Here is a 22,389-nt window from a genome sequence, read left to right on the forward strand (position 1 = left end):
CGCGGGCGCCGGCCGCCGCGCGCGTCGGTCAGTGCTTGCTGTCGGGCGCGCGGTGCTTGTACAGCACGTCCTGGTCGACGCGGATCAGGTTCTGCCCCGCATCGACGACGAAATCCACGCCGTTGTACGCGTTGCCCGTCAGCATCAGGATCGCGCTCGCGACGTCGTCGGGGCCCGCGATTCGCGCGAGCGGCGTCGATGCGCGGCTCGCGTGTTCGAAGTCGGCCTGCGTCTGGTCGTCGCTCGGCAGCATCAGCCCGGGGAACACCGCGTTCACGCGCAGCACCGGCGCGGACGACAGCGCGAGCATCTGCGTAAGGTTGCCGAGCGCGGCCTTCGCGACCGTATAGCTGAAATGGTCGCGGTGAAAGTTTTCCTTGATCTTCTGGTCGACCACGTTCACGACGACACCCTGCGTACCGGCCGCGCGGGCCCGTTCGTAGAACGCGCGCGTGAGCAGGATCGGCGCGCGGCAGTTGACGGCCCACGCCTGGTCGAACGCCGCGAGGTCGAAGCTCGGGAAATGATCCTGCCAGAATACCGACGCGTTGTTGACGAGCACGTCGAGTTGCCCGAAGCGCGCATACACCTGGTCGATCAGCGCGGTGATCTGTTCGGCATCCGACAGGTCGGCCTGCAACGCAACCGAATCGTGCCCGCGCTCGGCGATCGCGCGGGCCGCGGCCTGCGCCGCATCGGCCGAACGGTCGTAGTGCACCGCGGTGCGATAGCCGTGCGCGGCGAAATACTCGGCGAACGCGCGCCCAGCCCGGCGCGCGGCGCCGGTCACGAGCACGACGGGCGCGTGCGCCGTTTGCTTCGTCGACTCCATTACGTATTCGTCAGGTTGACTGAAGAAGGATTCGCGACGATCGACAGGAATTCGCGCCGCGTCGACGGATCGGTGCGGAACGTGCCGAGCATGCGCGACGTCACCATCTCGACGCCCGGCTTGTGCACGCCGCGCGTCGAGATGCACTGGTGCGCGGCTTCGAGGATCACGCCGACGCCCTTCGGCTGCAGCACGTCGAACAGCGTGTCGGCGATCTGCACGGTCATCTTTTCCTGGATCTGCAGGCGCTTCGCGAACGCGTCGACGAGGCGCGCGAGTTTCGAGATGCCGACCACGCGATGGTTCGGCAGATACGCGACGTGCGCGCGGCCGATAATCGGCACCATGTGGTGCTCGCAGTAGCTCTCGAAGCGGATGTCCTTCAGCACGATCATTTCGTCGTAGCCGTCGACTTCGCTGAACGTGCGCGCGAGGATGTCGCGCGGCTCCAGCGCGTAACCGGCGAAGAACTGCTCGTAGGCGCGCACGACGCGCGCGGGCGTGTCGATCAGGCCTTCGCGTGCGGGATCGTCGCCCGCCCAGCGCAACAGCACGCGAACGGCGTCTTCCGCTTCTTCGCGGCTCGGACGGGATGCGGCCGGCTCGGGCCGCGCGGACTTCTTTTTAGCCATCTATCTGCTCCATCGAATGCCGCCGCCGAGGCGGCGCGGAATCCGGGCATTGTTTCATGCTTTCGCAGGTCGCGTGCGCGGCCCGGCACTCACTTCGGCCATTCGTCCTGCTCGTCGTTGAACAGCGACGCGACGACGCCGCGCAGCCACGCCGTGCGCGGATCGTTGTGGTACTTGCGATGCCAGTGCTGCTTCAGGTCGAAGCGCGGCAGTGCGAGCGGCGGCTCGACGGGCACGATGAACGCGTGCTCGGCCGCATACGCATAGCCGATCGCATGCGGCACCGTCGCGATCAGGTCGGTGCGGCTCAGGATGAACGGCAGACTCATGAAGTGCGGCGTCTCGAGCACCGCGCGGCGCTGCATGCGCTGCTTCGCGAGATATTTCTCGAGCACCTCCTGGCTGCGCCCTTCGGCACGCACCACCGCGTGCCCGCAGGTGAGGAACTGTTCGACCGTGAACGGCGGCGCCTGTTCGAACGGATGGCCGCGCCGCATCAGGCAGACGAACCGGTGCGTGAACAGCCGCTGCTGGAAGAAGTTGTTGCCGTCGAGATCGGGGAAGTAGCCGACCGCGAGATCGATCGACCCGGCTTCGAGGCCGCGACCGACTTCGTCGTGCGCGAGCGAGACCGAGCGCAGGTTCGCGTGCGGCGCGCGCATCGCGAACGCCTGCAGCAGCTTCGGCAGGAACACGATCTCGCCCACGTCCGACAGCGCGATCGAGAACGTACGCGTGCTCGCGGCCGGGTCGAAGTCGTGCGGCGCGACGAGGCCGCGCTCGATCTGCGCGAGCGCGTCGCGGGCGGCCGGCAGCAGCGCGAGCGCGCGCGGCGTCGGTTCCATCCCGCGCGACGTGCGCACGAACAGCGGATCGCCGAAGTACTCGCGCAGCCGGCCGAGCGCCGTGCTCACGCGCGGCTGGCTGACGCCGAGCAGGTCGCCGGCACGGCTCACGTTGCGCGTGTCGTCGAGCGCGACGAGGTAGGGAATGAGGTTCAGATCGAGCGCTTCCATCGCCAGGCCAGTATCTTGAAAACGTATACAACATATCTCCTGAATCGCGTTGCCGCATAGTCGGGAAAGCGCTCAAATGTGTTCGACGATTCGAATTAATGTTCAGGAGACGAACAATGCGCACCCAGGTCGCCATCATCGGCGCCGGCCCGTCCGGCCTTTTGCTTTCCCATCTGCTGCGCCTGCAAGGCGTCGATTCCATCCTCGTCGAAGCGCGTTCGCGCGAATACTGCGAGAACCGCATCCGCGCCGGCGTGCTGGAACAGGGCACGGTCGACACGCTGAACGACGCCGGCCTCGGCGACCGGATGCGCCGCGAGGGGCTCGAGCATCACGGCATCGAGCTGCTGTTCTCGGGCCAGCGCCATCGCATCGACCTGTCCGAATTGACCGGCGGGCGCGCGATCACCGTCTACAGCCAGCATGAAGTCGTGCGCGACCTGATCGCGGCGGGCGTCGAGCATGGCCACCAGATGCATTTCGAAGTCAGCGACGTCGCGCTGCACGACGTCGAAGGCGAACACCCGTTCGTCACGTTCAAGCACGCGGACGGCCGCGAAGACCGCATCGACTGCGACTACATCGCCGGCTGCGACGGCTTCCACGGCATCGCGCGCCAGACGATCCCGGCCGAGCGGCTGAACACGTTCGAGCGCGTGTATCCGTTCGCGTGGCTCGGCATCCTCGCCGACGCGGCGCCGTCGCTCGACGAACTCGTCTACGCGCATCACGACAACGGTTTCGCCCTCTTCTCGATGCGCTCGCCGACGGTCACGCGCCTGTACCTGCAGTGCAAGCCCGACGAGGACCTCACCGAATGGTCCGATGCGCGGATCTGGGACGAACTGCACACGCGCTTCTCGAACGACACGGGCTGGACGCCGACCGAGGGCCGGATCACGCAGAAAAGCGTGACGCCGATGCGCAGCTTCGTGTCGGAGACGATGCAGCACGGGCGCCTCTTCCTCGCCGGCGACGCCGCGCACATCGTGCCGCCGACCGGCGCGAAGGGGATGAACCTCGCGGTGGCCGACGTCCGCGCGCTGTCCCGCGCGCTCGGCGCGCGCTACCGCAACGGCGACGCGACGCTGCTCGACGCGTATTCGGCGACCTGCCTCGAACGCGTGTGGCGCGCCGAGCACTTCTCGTACTTCATGACGAACATGCTGCACTCGTCGCCGGAGGATTCGCCGTTCGTCAATCGCCTGAAGTTTGCCGAGCTGAAATACGTGACGCGCTCGCGGGCCGCCGCGCAGTCGCTCGCCGAAAACTACGTCGGGCTGCCGTTCGACGACGCGACGCCCCCCGAGGGAACCCGCCTTGACAACGCGCTGTGCGCGACTCTATGATCGGCCCATCGTTCGCTAATCGAATCTAGGTTCGATTAGCGAACAAATACCGGGATCGAGATCGGCCCCGGCGCGACACGCGGCACGCGCGTGTCCCCTCGACAGGCCGCGCATCGAGCCGCGGGTTCGTATCAGGAAGAGACATGGTCAACAAGATTTTCGAATCGCTTCAGTCGGCGGTGGCCGACATCCACGACGGCGCGACAATCATGATCGGCGGCTTCGGCACGGCCGGCATGCCGTCCGAACTGATCGACGCGCTGATCGAACAGGGCGCGCGCGACCTGACGATCGTCAACAACAACGCGGGCAACGGCGAGACGGGCCTCGCGGCGCTGCTGAAGGCGAAGCAGGTGCGCAAGATCATCTGCTCGTTCCCACGCCAGAGCGATTCGCAGGTGTTCGACGGGCTGTACCGCGCCGGCGAGATCGAGCTGGAGCTCGTGCCGCAGGGCAACCTCGCGGAGCGTATCCGCGCGGCGGGCGCCGGCATCGGCGGCTTCTTCACGCCGACGGGTTACGGCACCAAGCTCGCGGAAGGCAAGGAAACGCGCGTGATCGACGGCAAGCCGTATGTGTTCGAGACGCCGATCCACGCCGATTTCGCGCTCGTGAAGGCGTACAAGGGCGATCGCTGGGGCAATCTCGTGTATCGCAAGACCGCGCGCAACTTCGGGCCGATCATGGCCAGCGCCGCGAAGGTCGCGATCGTGCAGGTGTCGGAAGTCGTGCCGCTCGGCGCGCTGAACCCGGAACACATCGTGACGCCGGGCATTTTCGTCCAGCGCGTCGTCGAGGTGCCGCAGGCCGCGCATGCGGCCGAGCTGGCTGCCGAACATGCTGCATCGCAAGCCGCTTGAGGGAGATATTCAGATGAAACGACTGACCCGCGATGAAATGGCCAAGCGCGTCGCCCAGGACATCCCCGAAGGCGCGTACGTGAACCTCGGCATCGGCGTGCCGACGCTGGTGGCGAACCACCTCGATCCGAGCAAGGAGATCTTCCTGCACAGCGAGAACGGCCTGCTCGGCATGGGCCCCGCGCCCGCGCCCGGCGAGGAAGACGACGAACTGATCAACGCCGGCAAGCAGCATGTGACGCTGCTCACCGGCGGCGCATATTTCCACCATTCGGATTCGTTCGCGATGATGCGCGGCGGCCACCTCGATTACTGCGTGCTCGGCGCGTTCCAGGTATCGGCGAACGGCGACCTCGCGAACTGGCATACGGGCGCGCCCGATGCGATTCCGGCGGTCGGCGGCGCGATGGACCTCGCGATCGGCGCGAAGCAGGTGTTCGTGATGATGGAGCACCTGACGAAGCAGGGCGAAAGCAAGATCGTCGCGCAGTGCTCGTATCCGGTCACCGGCGTGCAATGCGTGAGCCGTATCTATACGGATCTCGCCGTGCTCGACGTGACGGCCGACGGGCTGGCCGTGAGCGAGATCTTCACCGACCTGTCGTTCGACGAACTGCAGAAGCTGACCGGCGTGCCGCTGATCGACGCGACGCAAAAGGCGGCTGCCTGAACCGCAGGCGTGCCGGCGCGTCCGTTTGCGCGCATGCCGGCACGCTTGGGTGGACAATAGGCGCACGCCGTTTCCCCAATCTGATGCCATGCTCGAAGACAGCGCCCGCCTGACCTCCCTCATCTGCGGCACCGAGCCGCTCAACCGGATCTGGTCGCCCCGCGCGACGATCCAGCGGATGCTCGACGTCGAGGCCGCGCTCGCGCGTGCGCTCGCCGCGCAGCAGGTGATTCCCGCCGCCGCGGTCGCGCCGATCGAGCGCGCGTGCGACGCAAGCCGGCTCGACGCCGACGCGCTCGCGCACGGCGCGGCGCTCGGCGGCAATCTCGCGATTCCGCTCGTCAAGCAGCTCACCGCGCAGGTGAAGGCCGACGACCCCGAGGCCGCGAAGTTCGTGCACTGGGGGGCGACGAGCCAGGACATCATCGATACCGCGACCGTCCTGCAGCTACGCGACACGCTCGACGTGCTCGAGCCGATGCTCGACGAAGCGTGTGCGTCGCTCGCGGCGCTCGCGCGCACGCATCGCGCGACGCCGATGATCGGCCGCACGTGGCTGCAGCAGGCGCTGCCGATCACGCTCGGCCTGAAATTCGCGCAATGGCTCGACGCGCTGCTGCGCCATCGCGCGCGTTTCGCCGAATTGCGCGAACGCGCGCTGGTGCTGCAGTTCGGCGGCGCGGCCGGCACGCTCGCGAGCCTGCGCGAGCACGCGGCCGGCGTCACGGCCGCGCTGGCGGCGGACCTGAAGCTCGCCGCACCGGCCGTGCCGTGGCACACGCAGCGCGACCGCATCGCGGAAGCCGCGTCCTGCTTCGGGATGCTGACGGGTACGCTCGGCAAGATCGCGCGCGACGTGTCGCTGCAGATGCAGACCGAAGTCGGCGAGCTTGGCGAACCGGCCGCCGCCGGCAAGGGCGGCTCGTCGACGATGCCGCACAAGCGCAACCCGGTCGGTTGCGCGGCGGTGCTCACCGCCGCGGTGCGCGCACCGAACCTCGTCGCGACGGTGTTCGCGGGCATGGTCCAGGAACATGAACGTGCGCTCGGCGGCTGGCAGGCCGAATGGGAAGCGCTGCCCGATCTCGCGCGCCTGACCGGCGGCGCGCTTGCGCAGATCGCGCAGATCGTCGCGGGCCTCGACGTGAACACCGAGCGCCTTGCCGCGAATCTCGAACTGACGCGCGGGCTGATTCTCGGCGAAGCGGTGATGCTCGCGCTCGGCGACAAGATCGGCCGGCTCGACGCGCATCACGTCGTCGAGCATGCGTCGAAGGAAGCCGTGCGCACGGGCTCGACGCTGTTCGATGTGCTCGCCGCCGATGCGACCGTGTCGGCGCACCTGTCGCGCGACGCGCTCGCGCGGCTGCTTGATCCCGCTCATTACGTCGGCGAGGCGCAGGCCTGCGTCGACGCCGTGCTCGCGCTGCACGCGGGCACGCAATAACCAGGAGAACCTCGATGCCTTTCGCCACTGTCAACGGCGTGAAACTGCATTACCGGATCGACCGTGCCGCGCGTGACGACGCGCCGTGGCTCGTCTTCTCGAACTCGCTCGGCGCCGACCTGCAGATGTGGGCACCGCAGATCCGTCCGCTCACGCAGCACTTCAACATCCTGCGCTACGACACGCGCGGCCACGGCCATTCCGATGCACCGGCCGGTTCGTACACGATCGAGCAGCTCGCCGGCGACGTGATCGGCCTGCTCGACCACGTCGGCATCGATCGCGCGCATTTCTGCGGAATCTCGATGGGCGGGCTGACGGGCGCGGCGCTGGCCGCGCGCTTCCCGTCGCGCATTGTGCGCGCGGTGCTGTCGAACACCGCGGCAAAGATCGGTTCGCCGGAAGTGTGGGCGCCGCGCGCGCAGAAGGCGCGCGCCGAAGGGATGGCCGCGCTCGCCGACGCCGTGCTGCCGCGCTGGTTCACCGACGCATTCGTCGAGCGTGAGCCGCGCCTGTTCGATGCGATCCGCGACACCTTCGTCCATACCGACAAGGACGGTTATGCGGCGAACTGCGACGCGCTGAATGCCGCCGACCTGCGCGAAGAGGTGAAAGGCATCGCGCTGCCGGTGCTCGTCGTGACCGGCGCGAAGGATATGTCGACGCCGCCCGACCAGGGCCGCGCGCTCGCCGCCGCGATTCCGGGTGCGCAGCACGTCGAATTCGACGCCGCGCATATTTCGAACATCGAGTGCACCGACGGCTTCAACCGCGCGCTGCTCGATTTCCTGACCGCGTGAGGCACCGGCGATGAACGACCAGGAACGTTACGAAGCAGGGATGACGGTGCGTCGCGCGGTGCTCGGCGACGCGCACGTCGATCGTTCGATCGAGAACCGTACCGAGGTGACCGACGAATTCCAGAACCTGATCACGCGTTATGCATGGGGCGAGATCTGGACGCGCGACGGCCTGCCGCGCCATACGCGCAGCCTGCTGACCATCGCGATGATGGTGGCGCTCAATCGCGGCGAGGAGCTTGCGCTCCATCTGCGCGCCGCGCGCAACAACGGCGTGACCCGCGACGAGATCAAGGAAGTGCTGCTGCAGACCGCGATCTATTGCGGCGTGCCGGCCGCGAATTCCGCGTTCCATCTCGCGGACAAGATCTTCAAGGAACAGGACGCGGCCGCGTAAGACGGTCGGTCAGGCGCGGCCGGTTGAGGGCGGCCGCAACCGATCGCGTGGCCCGCTGTCGCAAGCGGGCCGTCGACGACGGAATCGATGAACGCGCCGGCAGAGCATCGGCGCACGGCACACCGGATGATTGGTGGACGAACAAAGGAAGGGCGCGGCTGCCATGCCGTATTGCTCATACATTATTAGCGTTGCATGGGACCGGAGTAAGCGCTGACGCGCCAACGCCGGTCGACCACGACGCATGGGATCCACGTAGGCGCTGAGGCGTCAGCTTGGATCGACACAGGAGACTAGCGATGAATCGCGCACCCGTGGTCGATGTCCAGACCTTCATCAACGAGCAGCCGTTCGGCGGCTTTCAATGGCTCGTGTTCCTCATGTGTTTCGTGATCGTGCTGCTCGACGGCTTCGATACGGCCGCGATCGGCTTCATCGCGCCGTCGCTGCTCGGCGAATGGAACCTCACCAAGCCCGATCTCGCACCGGTACTCAGCGCCGCGCTGTTCGGCCTCGCGTGCGGCGCGCTCGTGTCGGGCCCGCTGTCCGACCGGCTCGGCCGCCGTTCGCTGCTGCTCGGCTCGGTATTCCTGTTCGGCGTCGCATGCCTGATGTCCGCATTCTCGACGACCATCGGGCACCTGACGATCCTGCGTTTCATCACCGGCGTCGGGCTGGGCGCGGCGATGCCGAACGCGGTCACGATGATGGGCGAGTTCTGCCCGGACAAGCGCCGCGCGACCGTGATCAACCTGATGTTCTGCGGCTTCCCGCTCGGCGCCGCGTTCGGCGGTTTCCTGGCCGCGTGGATGATTCCGCATTTCGGCTGGCGCAGCGTGCTGATCCTCGGCGGCGTGACGCCGCTGCTGCTCGGCGTGCTGTTGCTGCTGAAGATGCCGGAATCGGTGCGCTTCATGGTCGCGAGCGGCCAGCATGTCGACAAGATCCGCGCAACGCTTGCGCGCATCTCGCGCGAAGCGCTGAACGCCGGTTCGTTCGCGATGACCGAAGCCGCGCCGCAGACCGGCAGCAAGGGCCTCGGCGTCGTGCTGTCGCGCTCGTACATCGTCGGCTCGGTGATGCTGTGGCTCGCGTACTTCATGGGGCTCGTGATCTTCTACGCGTCGATCAACTGGATGCCGATCCTGCTGAAGGATGCTGGGCTGACGCCGAAGAGCGCGACGCTGATCTCCGCGCTGTTCCCGCTCGGCGGTGTGGGTGCCGTGCTGTGCGGCGTGCTGATGGACCGCTTCAACGCGAACCGCGTGATCGCCGTGTGCTACGCGCTGACGGCCGTCAGCGTGTATGCGATCGGGCAGGCGGCCGGTAACGTCGGGCTGCTCGTGCTGGTCGTGTTCGTGGCCGGCGTGCTGATGAACACCGCGCAATCGTCGATGCCGGCGCTCGCCGCCGCGTTCTATCCGACCGAGGGGCGCGGCACGGGTGTCGCGTGGATGCTCGGCGTCGGCCGCTTCGGCGGGATTGCGGGATCGTTCCTCGTCGCCGAGCTGACGCGCCGGCATGTCTCGTTCGCGGGCGTGTTTGCGACGATCGCCGTCGCGGGCTTGCTCGCGTGTGTCGCGCTGCTGATCAAGCAGATGGCGCGGCCGCACGGCGTGACGCAGCCGGCAGGCAAGATCGAATCGCTCGGGCATTGAGCGAAGCGCGGGCCGGTGCGATGCGCCGGCCCGCCGATACGGCGGCCGTCGGGCCGCCGGTTATTCTTCCGCGTCGTGTTCCTTCACGAAGTTGCGCAGATACGCGCGCAGCGCGGCCTCCCGGCTGCGATGATCGGAGAGGTTCGCGGCGCCCATGTCTTCCTCTTCGCCGAACATCGTCGGCGGCGCGCAATAGATGCCGATCTCGATGTCTTCGCGCAACACACGAATCTCGTGCGTGAGCGGGCGATACTCGGCGATCCAGTGCATCCCCTCGATGTGTTCACCCGCCCTCAGCAGTGGCTTCATCGGCACTCTCCCGGCAGCAGCGGCGCAACCGGCGAAGCGGTTGCGCGCGCTCGTACCAAAAGGGTACGCCTGCATGGCACGAATCTCAACGGGCGCGCCGTGAGCGCTCACTGCGGCAGCAGGTGCGCGATCAGGGGGTACAGCGACAGGATCAGCAGCACGGCCATCGTCACGTTGAAGAGGCGCAACGCGCGGGGATTCGACAGGAAGCGGCGCAGGCCGAGCCCGAACGCGGCCCACAGGCTGATGCACGGAAAGCCGATCAGAATGAATACGACGGCCATCCACGCGGCGTTCATCCCGTAGTCGCCGGACAGGCGGACCGTCGTCGCGGCGGTCAGCACCATCATCCATGCCTTCGGATTGATCCACTGGAAAGCGGCGGCTTCGATGAACGTCATCGGCCGCGGCTTGCCGCCGTGTGCCTTCACTTCGCCCGACGTGCCGATGCGCCACGCGAGGTACAGCAGGTACGCGACGCTCGCGACTTCGAGGATCGTATAGAGCAGCGGCAGGCGCTTGAATGCTTCGCCGAGGCCGAAGCCGACACAGAGCATCAGGATCGCGACGCCGGTGCTGATGCCGAACAGGTGCGGCATGGTGCGGCGGAAACCGAAGTTGACGCCGGATGCGAGCAGCATCGTGTTGTTCGGGCCGGGCGTGATCGACGTGACGAGCGCAAACAGCATGCCGGCGGGCAGCGCGCTCAGGGTGAGGAATTCCATCGCGGATTCTCCATTCTGTTCTGGACTGGGATGGAGGTCAGTTTAGCGACGGTTTTCTGTACAGTACCGGTACAGTTTGATTGACGATTGCCGGTACGGGGTTTGATCGCTCGTGCGCTGATGCGAGATAGCGCTTGCATGGCCGTGGTATAGCGCGCATTCTCATGACGTTCGATGTGCGTGACAGATGGTTTTGCTCTGACTCCTTACGCTTCCCCCTGTCCGCACAGCTAAGCAGAAGGCTCACCACGACGATCCTGCGCGCGAACGTCGAAGCTGCGAACTTCGCGCGTCAACCGAGCCTCCCTCCGAGGTTTGATCCGCCAGTTCCGTGCGCGAGAGATGCCGTCGGCGGCAAGCCTGCGGGTCGTCGTCCGGTCCTCGTATAGGGCGGCCGACGATGAAATTCAGTCACCGCGACGGTCCTGAAATTTGAAATTCTCTTTTGGGAACCGGCATGCCTAAGCAAACCGCACTGAAGCCAGCCACGCCCGCCAGCCACAGCGATTACGTTGACGTGAAAAAGGCGCGTGCCTTGGCACTGAAGCGCGCGGACAGCGAGCGTGCCGAGAAGCGGCGTGAAAATGACGCCCGCATCGATGTCAATGCGAGCAAGTGGCGTTACATCTGTCAGGAGAGTTAGATGGCGAATAACACCGTGACGCTCAACTTTCCGAATCCCAGTCGCTCCTACGACGCTTCCAGACACTGTGTGTGTTTCTGGGGCTACGACAATTCTCGCGAGATTACCTTTCTGGTCGACGATGCGATGCTGGCGAAACTGAACTTCGACATGGATTCTGGCGAGCCCGCCTTGCTTGCGGCCTTCGACCGCAATCGCGACCGGATTCTGGGACTCGCCCGAGACCTTTACAAGGGGGGACCTCAGAACCGGTACACGATCTCGTGAGGTCGGCCCCCGTTTGCACGCGTACCCTACGTGCGTCTTCTTTCTGACCTGCACTCGCCGCGTGTGCGAGTATTCCGGAGCTGAGGGGGCATGGATCGGTCGAAGGATGCGCTGCTTGATTGTCACGAACGCAGCAAGCACCGTCTCGACTTCTGCACTCCTGGCCCTGGGGGGCTCGACTCGACAACCCAGCCGGATCATCCGTTTCGGGTATTTCACGGCGCACCGCGTGTTGCTCTGCCGTTAGCCGCGGACACTCTGGCCACGCGCTACAACGCGTTACGCTGCGGCACCTTGCCGCCCACGCAGGGATTCGATCTGTCCCATCCGGCAATCCTGTTCGAACGCTCACTCTGCCTGTCGGCGTGGAAATCAGATGGCGCCCAGCGGTGGGCACTGCGCTGCAACCCTTCGAGCGGAAATCTGCATCCGACCGAAGCCTATCTTCTATATCCGGCTCTGCCCGGCTTCTCGCGTAACGTCTGCTTCGCGCGTTCGAGTCTCAAGCCGATGACGCTTCGTGTCGTTGGGGCGTCTTGGGTAGAGGCTGCAGCCACTGGAGGAGTGACATATGTCGGGTCAGCCATCCATGATCGAAAATCATCTGCTGGCAGCATTACCGGTAGAAGATCTGGCGCATATTTCGCCGCAGCTCGTGCTGGTCGACATGCCGTTGGGAAAGGTGCTGTACGAGTCGGGCGGTGCGCTCAGTCACGTCTATTTTCCGACGACGTCCATCGTGTCGCTGTTGTACGTGATGGAAGACGGTTCGTCAGCCGAAATTGCCATCGTCGGCAACGACGGGTTGATCGGCATCGCGCTATTCATGGGGGGCGAAACAACCCCGAGCCGCGCGATCGTCCAAAGCGCGGGACACGCTTACCGACTCGATGCGCGCATCCTGAAAGACGAGTTCCGTCGAGGCGGTTCGATGCAGCGGCTGTTGCTACGCTACACCCAGGCGCTCATCACACAGATGGCGCAAACAGCCGTATGCAATCGCCATCACTCGATCGATCAGCAGCTCTGTCGGTGGCTCCTGCTCAGCCTTGATCGCCTGCCATCGAGCGAACTGAAAATGACGCAGGAACTGATCGCCAACATGCTCGGTGTCCGCCGGTCGGGCGTGACGGAAGCTGCACTGAAACTTCAGGATGCCGGGTTGATCCGGTACAACTATGGGCACATCGAGGTATTGGATCGCTCCGGGCTCGAGAAGCGCGTGTGCGAATGCTACGGCGTGGTCAGGCGAGAATTCGACCGCCTGCTCCCTGATTTGAAGCGCCTTGAGAAACGGCGCTGATGCTATCCCGCATCCATGCCATCCCGCCCGTACGGCAGCGTACCGACTTCAGACGCTCGCACGCGCAAGCTGACACATGACGCACGGACTGCAGATCGGCCGCAGACTTCATCGAGATGTAAACGCCGTGATCGAAGTGGGCCGTCGCGATCCGTATCGCTTGCGCAGTTTTATCTCGACTCGGGCGGCGCGAGCCAATCAATGACGAAACCGGGGTTGTGGAGGGAGCATGTTGATGAACGATTGCCCGAAATGGGAAAAAAACGCGAAGGACGAGCAGCAAGAACAGGCGGAGGCACGCGCGACCGACGATGGCATGCCCGTGGTTCACCCGGAGCGGCAGAGAAGCCGTGCCCATTCGTGGAAAGCCGTTACACCCAGGCAGCGTATTTCCGATGCAAGGAAACGTCTGGGCATGGGTTTTCTGCCGAACCTATAGCGTATGTGTAGCAAAACTCCTCGCTCTCAAACAGAACGTGGAGCCGCCCCAGCAAGGCGGAACTCGAAGCCGGCCAAACGCCGGCTTTTTACTTTGGCGTGTCGCTCGTGACGACAAACGGCGCATGCATCACTTTCCCGCATCGGTGAAGCGACGCAACCCGGGCAGATGAATTCGCCGAGTCGCGTTCGGCAGCTGCGCCAACACAAGTTCGTGGCAGGAGGACCGCAACGCTGGGTGGCCAATTCCTTCCGTACACTCGGCCACCAACGCTTCGCGGCTCATATGGCGCGATTTCGCCACTGCATCGATCTTTTCGACGAGCTGCTTGGGGAGGCATGGCAAGACCAGCACCGAAGACGTCGGCCGGGCGATATCAATGAACCTCCAGATGCAAAATTGGTGCCGCTACGCGGAGCAAAGCGATGTCACCGCCATCGACGATTTTTCGGACTGGATGCCTTCGCAAACAGACCTCGTTTCGAATAGGCTGCTGAGCGCGCCGTCTGCAAGGAATGCGCACGTTGGTGCAGTCAGAGAGTAGCCAGTATCCGGAGTTGATGTTCGCTTTCGGCCCCGCGAACCAGTGCGTAGGCCCGCATCTCCGTGCGCTCAAGGAGCGGAATGGATTCCGAGCCGGAAAAGTCGCTCCATGCGTCGTCCGCGATCGAGGTCGGCGCGCCGCGGGCTCTCGCGAACGCTCGCAGGAGAGGGCTTGCCGCGCGGCGCAGCACGAGGCGGTCAGCGTTCAGAACATACGGTGGGCAGTCAGTCCGTAAGACGAGGTAGTACGGAATCGCATTGCGATCACTTTGCATGGTGGCGATACCGGTGAGGAAGAATGCGTGCGTTCAGCTTCTCGTGCCGTCGTGGCCGACCGCTGCGTTTGACCGAACTACATGTCGATGACCGAAGCTCCACTCACCTTTCCGTCGATGATGTCCTTTCCCTGCTGCCGGGCGGCACGCCTTGCCATACCAAAGTCGGAGTATGTATGCGGTTGGCCCAGCCTGAAAATACGGCTCGCGGCGGAGGTTGCTATCGCGCCCGGGCGGCATATCCGTACCGCGATGTCATACCCTTCGGCGTAACGGGAATGCCCGTCAAAGCGACTGAATGTACGGGCGAAGACGAGGGGATGAAGTTCGTACCCCTTGTAGAGAAGAAGCAGGTGTGTCGACATGATGGCCACTCCGCAGGGGGCGACTTGCTATACGCTCGAACGAGCTTTTCATTTCCGCCGCCGCAGCCGGCTTAGCAGGTCAAGCGCCACCGTGTCAGCGTCGTTGTTGATCATTTCCGCTCGCAACAGCAGACCGCCAACACGGACGGCTGCATCCCAACTGTCTTCCGTCATTGCCTGATGGTTGCGTGCAAGTTGCTCGGCAAGAGCCTGGAGCGCCGCCATCCTTGCCGATTCGCCGGAAGTCCGGCGCTCCTCCCTCCCGGCAATGAGCCGGAACAGGCCCAGGACCGACTCGGCGGTAACGGAGGGGATAGTCATTCGAACTTTATACGCCCTTTCGGTCCGCTCCGCCCAATATATTCGCGCTGGTCCCCGAGCCTGCCTAGTACCGCCTCGCATACCCCTCGCGATACAGCGAGGCGCCGATCGACGTCAGAACTGCGATCTCCTCCTCACTCAATCGACTCCATGCCTCCGCCAACCAGCCGGCGAATCCGGCACAAGCATGATCCAGATCGGCGGCCGCCTTTCCCTCTGCGTTCCTCCGCTCGAAAATCATCATCACGTCATGTGGCGTCATAGTCGGCTCCTCGTGAGCTTCCAGCATAGGCGATCGGTGGCGTCTGCCCCTACTCCTTCGCACGCTCGATGTTCGCTCTCTGGCGTGCCCGCAGCAACGAGCCGAAGCCGGCCGGTAGCGGTTCGACCTGGTGTCCTGTTCCGTTGACGTCAACATGCTGCGCACATATGGATCGGTTAAGGCCTACGTGCGCCATGTCATCGCCCGCATCGCCGATGCATCCTGTGAACCGCGTCGGTCAGTTGCAGCCATGGGCCGTCGCTGGTCAGCTTCGCTTCAAATTCTTCCGAGTGCATGGTCATATCAATTCGTATTCCTGCATGATAAGTCGGTCATGGACGGGCGGAATGTCCTTTGACTGAGGTGGATTCAACCGGTCGAATGTCATGGTGACGTAGGCAGCCAACGACAGTCGATAGCCGGCTGTTGCCTGCCGCGGCGACGCACGGCATTTGATTCGACGAATGAGCGCTTCGATCACGACTCTCATGGTCGCAATGGGACTACACTGAAGACGCCATAGCAGGAGGAGACAGCGATGACAGACTCCGACCCCCAAAGCACCTTCCGGGGCCTGCCGCTAACCGCGGAGCAGGACGCGGAAGTGAAACACTACATAAAGGTCCGAACCCGGCGTGGCCTGCCATGGGACACGCCGGAGCTGAGGGCGATGCTCAAGGACATGCTGCTACCCCCGGGTGACGGCAACAGCGATGTCGACTCCGCGGAGGACGAAACCAAAGCGGCCGCCGAGCGCGCAACGGCTTCGGTCGACGAAGCGATGGACCCTATCGAGGCGAGCGAGGAGTGGAACGCGGCCATGGAGTCGGAAAGCATGAAAGGACCCAGACGATAAAACTGCAGGCGATGACGCTTGCTTTCCGGTAGCGCCGTATGTGGGGGATCGTGAGGTATTCCGCATGAGTTCGGTATGCATGATTTCAACGCTCGAACGCGTGCCGTCGGCCTCGCGACATCTCCGCTGAACACGAGGGGGCCGGATATGCGGCTGATCGAACCGGATGAACACAGAGACTTTCTGGCGACCTTGGAGAGCCGTGGCTTGGCAGAGGGCGATTTCGATCTTCAGGAGACGGATACGACCGACCCGAAGGGTGATGAGAACCTCGGTCTGCAGGGCTATGTCACCATCACCAGGCTCTCGACGCAGATTACGAAGGAATACGTGATCGGCGACGAAAGCGACTGGCTACAGCATTTCAGGAAAGATCTCGAAGCGGGTGCCTTCGACGGGCTGGAATGATATCCCGACGCGACGTGCCGCACTTGGGAGGAAGTTCGGCTCACGAGAGTCGCGGACTTCGAGGATGCGGAACGCATGCGGCCCGATCTGGCGGTGATGAATCCGTTGGAGGGCGTGCTTGCTGCCTTGGTCTGCGGCCCTCCAGGGATGGCCATCCTCTCGACCGACCTTCGACACCGCGTCAACCTGCCTTGGCAGCAGCATGTATTGCCGTCGGCTTCGATCCCGGCGACGCCCTGATTGCTCGGGCGGCTGGCGTGCCACCCGAATTTCAATTCGTCAACGCGGGGAGATCGTCGGCCAAATGCGCGTCGAGCCATTCGTGCGCCCAGTTTTTCGCAAAGGCAATCGCATCCTCGCGCACGTCGAAGCCAGCCAGGTCTCCGCTCAGTTGAACGTCGCACGTACTGCCGTCTGCACGATCGATGCTGATCCGCGCGTGTGCCATGTATTCCCCGTCGGCCCTGCGCGGTGTCGGGTCGATATGGAATCGGGTTGAGTCGAGTTGCATTTTCCTTCCTCCTTCAGTTGCCGCGGGGCCCGTGGCCACCGCGAAGCGTATCGTCGCGACCAGAACAGTCAAAGCTTGAGGCGTGCCATGATCCGGCCTGCTTCCTAGTCCGATTCGCAGCTCGCCGTTCCGCCTTTACGCAACAGCGCGCAGATCGAGAAAAACATCGGAAAGGCATCCTCATCGATTTCATGGCGACGATCGAGAATGACGCCATCCATCTCGGCGCGAGCGTCATACGGCAGGAACTGTTCGATGACACCGGAACCATTGCGCTGAATCCACTTCAGCAGGTCATTCCTGTTCATATCCAGCCTCTCGACGTTGCCGGCGCGCCATGCGCCAGGCGTGTTTGAGTCTGTGGCAGCGCCGCGGACGCAGAAACAGGATGGACCGAGGAAGGGATCAGGACGCGTTATCCAACACGCTCGTGTCCTGTAGACAGGCATCGATCAGGCGCTTCGCACACGCAGCCGATACGCGGCGCGCTCGTCCGCATTGCGCGGTTTAGATGAGAGGCCCAATCACGTTCGGAGGGGGCGCCTTGAGTGGCGCGGGAATCGGTAGTGAGTCAGTCAACGACCCCATCCTACGCCCATTGGCGAACTTGTACAGGGAAAGTTCTGCACGAGCCGCCGCATGGCATGCCGCCCCGATCGGGCGCGGGACGAACCGGCTCAGCCGCGCGTGAACAATCGCCGATATGCGGGGAGATGGGGCCACGACGGTATCGTCGAAATTTCAATTAGACATTCGAAGCAAATCGAAGCCACGGCGCCAAGGGTATACAACCGGGGCGAGCCTCGCCGGTCGCGGCGTGTTCTTGCGCTGCCACCCGAAATGCGCCGACCGAAACAGCTTGACACGGAGTTGGGCCCCGCGTAGGGTGGGTGTTCGAAGCCTTCAAGAAGCGCGATTGCTGCTCATCACTGACCGCGGAACGCGGTATTCGTTGTCCTCTCCCTCCTTGATCCTTTTTCGTGCTCCCCTATCGGGGCGCATACATTTGTCCAATATCAGGAGAAGTTCCATGGATACCGGTACCGTCAAGTGGTTCAACGACAACAAGGGTTTTGGCTTCATCACGCCTGACAGCGGCGGCGATGATCTGTTCGCGCACTTCTCGGAGATTCGCGGCGATGGCTTCAAGACGCTGGCCGAAGGTCAAAAGGTCAGCTACGAGACGAAGAACGGGCCCAAGGGGCTGCAGGCCTCGAACATCGTTCCTCAGTAATCCACATCATTAGTCGGTCCTGCGTGCAGGATCGGCCACGCAATCATCGTCGGAGACTTTCGCATCCGCTGCAGGCGCCCACAGCTCTGCTGCGGCTACCGTTTCGCCTCGAGACGTACACCCCAAGGAAGAAAGTGGGGGATGCCGCGCATCCGGTGGCGAACGATCGGACGGCTCATTCATCGTGAGATCGCGATCGACGCATACAGAGGCAACTTTGACCAAGAGTCAATCGCGCAACAAAAGATCACTCGCGAGACCACGGCGCGCCAAGGATTTGCCGGTGCTCGGCACGGCGCTGAACCGGGTGCCACCGAATGCACCCTCTGCGCCCATCAAATCGAGCGGCAAGAAGCGTTCCACCGAGACACGTTAACGCCCGGACGAGGTGCGGCCCGCATGTCGCGTTGGTACGCGCCCCACGCATGAGCGTTTTCGATATTTGCACGGAAACCGCTCCCTGTCGGGGACCGGATATCCGCACGCCGCTGCGATTGCGGCGCGTCACATTGATTGGAGAAAATGATTTGGCAAAGGAAGAATTGCTGGAATTGGACGGCGTCGTGGATGAGGTGCTCCCGGACAGCAGGTTTCGCGTCACCCTGGAAAACGGCGCGGTCGTTGCGGCGTACGCATCGGGCCGCATGCGCAAACACCGCATCCGTATTCTCGCTGGCGACCGGGTCAAGCTGGAATTGTCGGTCTATGACCTCACCAAAGGGCGTATCAATTTCCGGCACAAAGACGAACGGGCTTCGCCCGGTGTGCCTCGAAACCGATTTGTTCGACGCTAACCACGTAGCGCCGATAGAAGATTGATTGCGCTCGTCTACGCAATTCGTCGCCGTCAATCACCAGGAGTTCATCATGAGCATGCGTACCTATCGCGGATTCGAAATATATCCGCTGATTTATCCTCACTTTCACACAGGCTCTGGCCGTGCTCACAACTACGAAGCCGGTTTCGACGCGGCGGTCAAGGTCTGCCTGCGCGGCACTGACGCCACGCTGACCCGGAGCCAGACCTTCAAGCTTGTCGACGGTTCGCCGTTTGCCAGTGCCGGTGACGCACGCCGGGCTTCGCAACGTTACGCAGAAGACATCATCGATCAGAACCGAGGCGAACATGGGATGTTCGGCGCAGTTCTTTGACACGGCTCGCTGTTGAACAGCAATGCATCGGAGCGCGCATCAATCGGAGACACGCGTCCCGATCTGAAATTGCGCGAGCCGACGCCATGCTGCCGGTCAAAGGGAAACTCGCGTCGTAACACCGACATTCCTTTCTGTCCCGTGTTCTCAAGGCAGATCACCGGGCGAGCGGCCGCATCGTGCGGCTGGCGCGCTACGCGCTAATGGACGTGGCGTTGCCGATTAACGTTGCGTAACGACCAGGCCCCCGACGCAGATTCGATCGATGCCTCGCGCCTTTTCGTACCCCTGGATTCGCTCTTCGAGCAATCTGCGTGCGAGCGTTCGTGCGGCGTCACGCGCCTCCACATCCGATGCAAAATCCCCTTCGGTATCGTGTTGCTCAGAGGTGCCGGGATCCTCTCCGATGCGGTGCAAGTGGACGATTCCGCGGTAGCGCCCAGACGTGGTCTGCATTACGCGAAGGCGTGCCACGTGCGTGTGGGTCGTACACACTTCATCATCCATGATGCCTTCCTTGCCAGGACCCCTGGCGAGACAACGACATGGCAGACTTCACCCGCCTGCCTGCATCCGTGTGTTCGGCTCCCGGTAAACTTCGGCAAGGCGGGGCTTATCGCCGCCAGCGCCGAGAGGTCAATGTTTGCGGTGCATCCACCCCAAGTGATGGGAGTCCAGCCACTGAACGACTTCCTTACTTGAATGTTCGCTCTGGTAACGGCGCGCCAACGCGACTGCAACCACCGCGACCACCGCAAGACCAACCACCCAACCAATCATCGACTGAGTCATGACAGCCTCCTTGTGGATGTGGAATGCAGCCATGATTGAATTCTAGGCGTCTTGGGGGAAGGATTCACAAGTTTTGCGCCACGCCGCGCGGACGAACCGGCTGCACATGCACGATCCCTGGGGGAGGTACGCTCGGCCTTCACCTGATCGGTCTTGCCCCATATCCAAGGATCTGGGGCGCAAGCGATTAAGCAGGTCGTACACTGGAAAATGGTCGCGCCGGAAAGCGAACCTCTGCTATCTCGGCACCAGGATTTCGGCAAACGCGCGCTCAGGCGTCTTGCGACAGGCTACGTTTGATCAGCCGCCGGGCCAACAGGCGCCATCCGATCGCTTCGACGCGGCCGACATCCAGAACGGATCGCTGCTCTCAGGTCGCCCGGGTGATAGGGGCACATGCTCGGTCGAATCCGAGATATCTGTCGCCATGCGTCAGGTGTCGAGGCGGAAATCCTGTTGACGTACGAGCCGCGGTGAGGCCTGACCGTCAAAATCGCCGGCGCGCACATCAGCGCCAACCTCTGCTCGCTCGTCGAGACCTGCAAGGCGAACGGGATCGGCCCGTGCAACCATCTGATCCGGTTGCTTCAATGTCCCCCGCTCGCGCAGACGGTCGACGGTTACACCAGGCTACTACCCTGGAATATGCGCTCCAATCCTCACGAATCGACCGAAGCGTAAGCGTTGCAGCCTGCTTCCAATGAAGGCAACGCGCATGTTTGCCATTTCCAGTCCGCTTGCGGCGTGATCGATCGCTCTTGCTTCCGGATTACCGGGAGTTGTGTTCCGGGCGCGACACAAAGATACTGTCTGGCGCGATATCCATCGCGGCGGCCGTGCCGAGCGTGTGGCGAATGAGCGTCACATTGAAGATCCTGCCTTTGGGAACCGCATACGCGGTATGGGCCGGAGCGTCCGACCAATACAAAGCAACAGTTTCTTGACGAGAGCACTTTCAAATGATCGATTTCAACGGGCCTGAAATCAATGTGGTGACGTGCACGTCCGGTGCACGCACCTTTCTCACCAACGCCTTTCTGGTCGAATTGCCGAACGGTGTCGTGGCCATCGACGCCATGATGACCGTATCGGATGCGCGCGAGGTGCGTCACCGGCTGGATGCCCTGCGCAAACCCTTGCTCGCGGTGCTGATCACGCACGGGCATCCCGATCACTACAACGGCATCGGCGAGCTGATCCGCGATCTTGATGATGTGCCGGTCATCACGACGCGGGGCGTCGACGAGGCGATGCGCCGTGTCGACGATGCCAAGGCAGTCCAGTGGCAGTCGGTGTTCGGCGACGATTGGCCTGCGCGGCGCACCTTCCCGAATCGCCTCGTGCATGACGGCGACGTGCTGCATTTCGATGGCGTGCCGTTCGAGGCAAGAGAGTTCGGCCCTGGCGAATCGAACTGGGATCTGGTCTGGGCCGTGGGAAACCACCAGCGTGTCGCCTTCGTCGGTGACATGGTATTCAACGGCGTCCATTCCTTCATGAACGACGGCCATACGGCGGACTGGCTGCGCAGCCTCGATGCGCTCGAACGTCGGTCCGGCGACATCGCACTGTTCTATACGGGCCACGGTCAGGCGGGCAAGCCGCTCGACATGATTGCCGCACAGCGTGCTTATATCGGGTGCTATCGCGCGGCGGTGGCCCGCCTCGCCAACGGCAATCGCAGCCTGGACGATGCCGGAAAGGACGAACTGGAGGCGATCATGAAGCGCTTCCTGCCCACGGCCGATCTCGACGTGTTCATCAAGGCCGGGGCGAATGCCGTTGCGGCCGAACTGGCGTTGGAGGAATCGGACAAGGCCATTTCCGCTGACCCGCACGCTCACTTCGACGCAAGGTGAGCAGGTCGCCGATGAAATGCACCGCATGTCGACCGTGAGCGGATGGCACTACGCGGTCGCGTGCACGCGTGGTTCATTGAAGGCCGAAGCCGGCCGGCAGCCGCAGCATCGTGGGCATGATGCGCGAACAAGGTACGGTGCTTGGCCGCGTCGAGGTCAGTCGTCGTCCTCTTCGTCGTCGCCAGCGGGGCGGCTGCTGATGAGCCGGCCGTCCTCGGTCAGGCTCAGACGTTGCTCTTGGCCACCCTGCACGATGGTGACGACATAACGTGCCTTGCCGTTCTTCACACGCCGTTGAATCACGCCGACATTGCCGCCTTGCCGTTGACGCTCGATCATTGCTCTCACCGCCTCCGGCGCGTGCTCGAGCGTCACGATCTCGCCGGCCCCCTGATCGGGCGCAGTCTTGTCGCAACCGGGCAGCGCGACGGACAGCGCGATCGCCAGCGCAATCACGCAACACA

The 22,389-nt window shown here is 63.6% G+C and carries 33 protein-coding genes; 20 read left to right on the forward strand and 13 right to left on the reverse strand.

The window, feature by feature from the left end:
• Nucleotides 1-28: 28 nt before the first annotated feature.
• The 3 genes from APZ15_RS25415 to APZ15_RS25425 form a co-directional block, all read right to left on the reverse strand.
• Nucleotides 29-832: an SDR family oxidoreductase gene (locus APZ15_RS25415; RefSeq protein WP_027790099.1), complete on the reverse strand. Its 804-nt coding sequence runs from the start codon at nucleotides 830-832 to the stop codon at nucleotides 29-31.
• Complete coding sequence (gene folE, locus APZ15_RS25420; RefSeq protein WP_021157584.1) at nucleotides 832-1,464, reverse strand: GTP cyclohydrolase I FolE; 633 nt, start codon at nucleotides 1,462-1,464, stop codon at nucleotides 832-834. Before folE ends, APZ15_RS25415 begins: the two co-directional genes overlap by 1 nt.
• An 89-nt stretch (nucleotides 1,465-1,553) precedes the next feature.
• Nucleotides 1,554-2,480: a LysR family transcriptional regulator gene (locus APZ15_RS25425; protein ID WP_027790098.1), complete on the reverse strand. Its 927-nt coding sequence runs from the start codon at nucleotides 2,478-2,480 to the stop codon at nucleotides 1,554-1,556.
• 116 nt (nucleotides 2,481-2,596) lie between these two features.
• Between APZ15_RS25425 and pobA the strand changes: the two genes are divergently transcribed.
• The 7 genes from pobA to APZ15_RS25460 all read left to right on the forward strand — a co-directional run bounded on the left by pobA (nucleotide 2,597) and on the right by APZ15_RS25460 (nucleotide 9,661).
• On the forward strand, nucleotides 2,597-3,829 hold the full coding sequence (pobA, locus tag APZ15_RS25430) for a 4-hydroxybenzoate 3-monooxygenase (protein WP_027790097.1): 1,233 nt from the start codon (nucleotides 2,597-2,599) through the stop codon (nucleotides 3,827-3,829).
• A gap of 143 nt (nucleotides 3,830-3,972) precedes the next feature.
• Nucleotides 3,973-4,689, forward strand: coding sequence for a 3-oxoacid CoA-transferase subunit A (locus tag APZ15_RS25435; protein WP_021157587.1), 717 nt, complete (start codon nucleotides 3,973-3,975; stop codon nucleotides 4,687-4,689).
• Between the two features lie 13 nt (nucleotides 4,690-4,702).
• Complete coding sequence (locus APZ15_RS25440) at nucleotides 4,703-5,359, forward strand: CoA transferase subunit B (protein ID WP_006482308.1); 657 nt, start codon at nucleotides 4,703-4,705, stop codon at nucleotides 5,357-5,359.
• A gap of 88 nt (nucleotides 5,360-5,447) precedes the next feature.
• Nucleotides 5,448-6,806, forward strand: a complete 1,359-nt coding sequence (locus tag APZ15_RS25445; RefSeq protein ID WP_027790096.1) for a 3-carboxy-cis,cis-muconate cycloisomerase — start codon at nucleotides 5,448-5,450, stop codon at nucleotides 6,804-6,806.
• 14 nt (nucleotides 6,807-6,820) lie between these two features.
• Complete coding sequence (gene pcaD / locus APZ15_RS25450) at nucleotides 6,821-7,606, forward strand: 3-oxoadipate enol-lactonase (RefSeq protein ID WP_027790095.1); 786 nt, start codon at nucleotides 6,821-6,823, stop codon at nucleotides 7,604-7,606.
• A 10-nt stretch (nucleotides 7,607-7,616) separates the two neighbouring features.
• Nucleotides 7,617-8,003, forward strand: coding sequence for a 4-carboxymuconolactone decarboxylase (gene pcaC, locus APZ15_RS25455; RefSeq protein ID WP_021157590.1), 387 nt, complete (start codon nucleotides 7,617-7,619; stop codon nucleotides 8,001-8,003).
• 299 nt (nucleotides 8,004-8,302) lie between these two features.
• Nucleotides 8,303-9,661: an MFS transporter gene (locus APZ15_RS25460; RefSeq protein WP_027790094.1), complete on the forward strand. Its 1,359-nt coding sequence runs from the start codon at nucleotides 8,303-8,305 to the stop codon at nucleotides 9,659-9,661.
• A gap of 60 nt (nucleotides 9,662-9,721) precedes the next feature.
• Here APZ15_RS25460 and APZ15_RS25465 read toward each other — a convergent pair whose 3' ends face one another.
• On the reverse strand, nucleotides 9,722-9,970 hold the full coding sequence (locus APZ15_RS25465) for a hypothetical protein (RefSeq protein ID WP_027790093.1): 249 nt from the start codon (nucleotides 9,968-9,970) through the stop codon (nucleotides 9,722-9,724).
• A 107-nt stretch (nucleotides 9,971-10,077) separates the two neighbouring features.
• Entirely contained in the window at nucleotides 10,078-10,695 is a 618-nt protein-coding gene (locus APZ15_RS25470; protein ID WP_021157593.1) for a LysE family translocator, read from the reverse strand.
• Nucleotides 10,696-11,152: 457 nt separating this feature from the next.
• Between APZ15_RS25470 and APZ15_RS25475 the strand changes: the two genes are divergently transcribed.
• The 4 genes from APZ15_RS25475 to APZ15_RS39810 all read left to right on the forward strand — a co-directional run bounded on the left by APZ15_RS25475 (nucleotide 11,153) and on the right by APZ15_RS39810 (nucleotide 13,347).
• Complete coding sequence (locus APZ15_RS25475; protein ID WP_027790092.1) at nucleotides 11,153-11,338, forward strand: hypothetical protein; 186 nt, start codon at nucleotides 11,153-11,155, stop codon at nucleotides 11,336-11,338.
• Nucleotides 11,339-11,605: a DUF1488 family protein gene (locus APZ15_RS25480; protein WP_034195990.1), complete on the forward strand. Its 267-nt coding sequence runs from the start codon at nucleotides 11,339-11,341 to the stop codon at nucleotides 11,603-11,605.
• 571 nt (nucleotides 11,606-12,176) lie between these two features.
• Complete coding sequence (locus APZ15_RS25485) at nucleotides 12,177-12,908, forward strand: Crp/Fnr family transcriptional regulator (RefSeq protein WP_006480091.1); 732 nt, start codon at nucleotides 12,177-12,179, stop codon at nucleotides 12,906-12,908.
• 229 nt (nucleotides 12,909-13,137) lie between these two features.
• A complete protein-coding gene (locus APZ15_RS39810; protein WP_226150733.1) occupies nucleotides 13,138-13,347 on the forward strand; it encodes a hypothetical protein in 210 nt (69 codons plus the stop codon).
• A gap of 533 nt (nucleotides 13,348-13,880) precedes the next feature.
• Here the strand turns inward: APZ15_RS39810 and APZ15_RS42625 are convergent.
• The 4 genes from APZ15_RS42625 to APZ15_RS25505 all read right to left on the reverse strand — a co-directional run bounded on the left by APZ15_RS42625 (nucleotide 13,881) and on the right by APZ15_RS25505 (nucleotide 15,113).
• On the reverse strand, nucleotides 13,881-14,165 hold the full coding sequence (locus APZ15_RS42625) for a hypothetical protein (RefSeq protein WP_027790090.1): 285 nt from the start codon (nucleotides 14,163-14,165) through the stop codon (nucleotides 13,881-13,883).
• Nucleotides 14,166-14,242: 77 nt separating this feature from the next.
• A complete protein-coding gene (locus APZ15_RS25495) occupies nucleotides 14,243-14,530 on the reverse strand; it encodes a hypothetical protein (RefSeq protein WP_027790089.1) in 288 nt (95 codons plus the stop codon).
• Nucleotides 14,531-14,578: 48 nt separating this feature from the next.
• Entirely contained in the window at nucleotides 14,579-14,851 is a 273-nt protein-coding gene (locus APZ15_RS25500) for a hypothetical protein (RefSeq protein ID WP_027790088.1), read from the reverse strand.
• 64 nt (nucleotides 14,852-14,915) lie between these two features.
• Nucleotides 14,916-15,113, reverse strand: coding sequence for a hypothetical protein (locus APZ15_RS25505; RefSeq protein WP_027790087.1), 198 nt, complete (start codon nucleotides 15,111-15,113; stop codon nucleotides 14,916-14,918).
• A gap of 538 nt (nucleotides 15,114-15,651) precedes the next feature.
• Here APZ15_RS25505 and APZ15_RS25510 point away from each other — a divergent pair.
• The 3 genes from APZ15_RS25510 (at nucleotide 15,652) to APZ15_RS41835 (ending at nucleotide 16,617) form a co-directional block, all read left to right on the forward strand.
• Nucleotides 15,652-15,969 (forward strand): hypothetical protein, encoded by a 318-nt coding sequence (locus APZ15_RS25510; RefSeq protein WP_027790086.1) that lies wholly within the window; start codon nucleotides 15,652-15,654, stop codon nucleotides 15,967-15,969.
• A gap of 147 nt (nucleotides 15,970-16,116) precedes the next feature.
• Complete coding sequence (locus APZ15_RS25515) at nucleotides 16,117-16,377, forward strand: hypothetical protein (RefSeq protein ID WP_027790085.1); 261 nt, start codon at nucleotides 16,117-16,119, stop codon at nucleotides 16,375-16,377.
• Between the two features lie 75 nt (nucleotides 16,378-16,452).
• On the forward strand, nucleotides 16,453-16,617 hold the full coding sequence (locus APZ15_RS41835) for a hypothetical protein (RefSeq protein WP_155253141.1): 165 nt from the start codon (nucleotides 16,453-16,455) through the stop codon (nucleotides 16,615-16,617).
• A gap of 31 nt (nucleotides 16,618-16,648) precedes the next feature.
• Here the strand turns inward: APZ15_RS41835 and APZ15_RS25520 are convergent, their stop codons facing one another.
• Nucleotides 16,649-16,888, reverse strand: a complete 240-nt coding sequence (locus APZ15_RS25520) for a hypothetical protein (protein ID WP_027790084.1) — start codon at nucleotides 16,886-16,888, stop codon at nucleotides 16,649-16,651.
• A 104-nt stretch (nucleotides 16,889-16,992) separates the two neighbouring features.
• A complete protein-coding gene (locus APZ15_RS25525) occupies nucleotides 16,993-17,196 on the reverse strand; it encodes a hypothetical protein (protein WP_049098633.1) in 204 nt (67 codons plus the stop codon).
• A gap of 722 nt (nucleotides 17,197-17,918) precedes the next feature.
• Between APZ15_RS25525 and APZ15_RS25530 the strand changes: the two genes are divergently transcribed.
• The 3 genes from APZ15_RS25530 to APZ15_RS25540 all read left to right on the forward strand — a co-directional run bounded on the left by APZ15_RS25530 (nucleotide 17,919) and on the right by APZ15_RS25540 (nucleotide 19,274).
• Nucleotides 17,919-18,122 (forward strand): cold-shock protein, encoded by a 204-nt coding sequence (locus APZ15_RS25530; protein WP_011548695.1) that lies wholly within the window; start codon nucleotides 17,919-17,921, stop codon nucleotides 18,120-18,122.
• 527 nt (nucleotides 18,123-18,649) lie between these two features.
• Nucleotides 18,650-18,916, forward strand: coding sequence for a translation initiation factor IF-1 (infA, locus tag APZ15_RS25535; RefSeq protein ID WP_027790083.1), 267 nt, complete (start codon nucleotides 18,650-18,652; stop codon nucleotides 18,914-18,916).
• A 73-nt stretch (nucleotides 18,917-18,989) separates the two neighbouring features.
• The gene (locus APZ15_RS25540) at nucleotides 18,990-19,274 is read left to right on the forward strand and encodes a hypothetical protein (protein ID WP_027790082.1); all 285 of its coding nucleotides are present in this window, start codon (nucleotides 18,990-18,992) and stop codon (nucleotides 19,272-19,274) included.
• Between the two features lie 636 nt (nucleotides 19,275-19,910).
• Here the strand turns inward: APZ15_RS25540 and APZ15_RS25550 are convergent.
• Nucleotides 19,911-20,099, reverse strand: a complete 189-nt coding sequence (locus APZ15_RS25550) for a hypothetical protein (RefSeq protein ID WP_034195989.1) — start codon at nucleotides 20,097-20,099, stop codon at nucleotides 19,911-19,913.
• A gap of 474 nt (nucleotides 20,100-20,573) precedes the next feature.
• On the opposite strand from APZ15_RS25550, the gene APZ15_RS42540 reads away from it, so the two are divergent.
• The 3 genes from APZ15_RS42540 to APZ15_RS25555 all read left to right on the forward strand — a co-directional run bounded on the left by APZ15_RS42540 (nucleotide 20,574) and on the right by APZ15_RS25555 (nucleotide 21,925).
• Nucleotides 20,574-20,747: a transposase domain-containing protein gene (locus tag APZ15_RS42540; RefSeq protein ID WP_226153291.1), complete on the forward strand. Its 174-nt coding sequence runs from the start codon at nucleotides 20,574-20,576 to the stop codon at nucleotides 20,745-20,747.
• Nucleotides 20,748-20,911: 164 nt separating this feature from the next.
• Nucleotides 20,912-21,010: a DMT family transporter gene (locus APZ15_RS42270; protein ID WP_226153292.1), complete on the forward strand. Its 99-nt coding sequence runs from the start codon at nucleotides 20,912-20,914 to the stop codon at nucleotides 21,008-21,010.
• A gap of 15 nt (nucleotides 21,011-21,025) precedes the next feature.
• Nucleotides 21,026-21,925, forward strand: coding sequence for an MBL fold metallo-hydrolase (locus APZ15_RS25555; RefSeq protein WP_027790081.1), 900 nt, complete (start codon nucleotides 21,026-21,028; stop codon nucleotides 21,923-21,925).
• A gap of 156 nt (nucleotides 21,926-22,081) precedes the next feature.
• Here the strand turns inward: APZ15_RS25555 and APZ15_RS25560 are convergent, their stop codons facing one another.
• A complete protein-coding gene (locus APZ15_RS25560) occupies nucleotides 22,082-22,381 on the reverse strand; it encodes a hypothetical protein (protein ID WP_049098627.1) in 300 nt (99 codons plus the stop codon).
• Nucleotides 22,382-22,389 lie beyond the last annotated feature (8 nt).

Origin of the sequence: Burkholderia cepacia ATCC 25416 (assembly GCF_001411495.1) — a bacterium.
In the GTDB taxonomy this organism is placed as follows: Bacteria; Pseudomonadota; Gammaproteobacteria; order Burkholderiales; family Burkholderiaceae; genus Burkholderia; species Burkholderia cepacia.